The sequence below is a fragment of the Ulvibacter sp. 2305UL32-6 genome (genome assembly GCF_058148545.1).
On record NZ_JBYVKA010000074.1, the window covers coordinates 1 to 700 of the forward strand.

Consider the following 700-nt stretch of genomic DNA (forward strand, 5'->3'; position numbering starts at 1 on the left):
CAACGTGTTTGTATAATGCCAGTGGCGGTTCTTGGCTCGCAGTGGCTCAACCAAATTTGCGGTAGCAAATGTTGGCAGCGGCGTCGACGCGTGCGACTCGGAAGCCACAGCGAAGCCGTTTACGAGTTTATTCGGAATTAAATATACGTTTTTAAATTGTAGGAGTTTTAAGTCATTTAACCAATTTCGCCATTGGCTTTATACGGTGTTGTGCTTTCGTACCTTTGCTTATTAGAATTCTTTATTCCATCTTGGTAAAGATCCATAAATCTCAAAATATCTTTGAATTATCAAACCTTTAATCATTGATGGCAAATCTGAAGAATTTTTATCAAATGTTCGGTACCAATAAATATCTAATGCCTCGATTTTCTCTGAGATAAGTTTTTGTTTCCAAGTGTCTTTTCTAGTTCCTCCGAATTGTTTTCCATTAACTATTCTGTCAAACATTCCACCTTTTCTAACTTTAACTGATCCATTTTGCTTTAATTTTCCAGAAGAACCAATATACACCAGATCAATATTTCCTTTCTTTAATTCAAAAACGGTGTAAACTCCAATTCCGTCTTTTGGAGCATTGCATACTTCATTTAAATCGTCATTTTTCGAAAAAAAGAAGTGATCATTTATTTTATATTTTTCTAATTCTGCAAACATTTCTGATGTTTTGGGTATGAAGCACAACGTGTTTGTATAATGC

General features: G+C 34.9%; 1 protein-coding gene. It reads right to left on the minus strand.

What is annotated here, in order from left to right; translation table 11 throughout:
• Positions 1 to 231: 231 nt before the first annotated feature.
• Positions 232 to 700 (minus strand): hypothetical protein (locus ACY2RU_RS17780; RefSeq protein WP_490139829.1); only part of this gene is annotated, 469 nt, incomplete at its 5' end.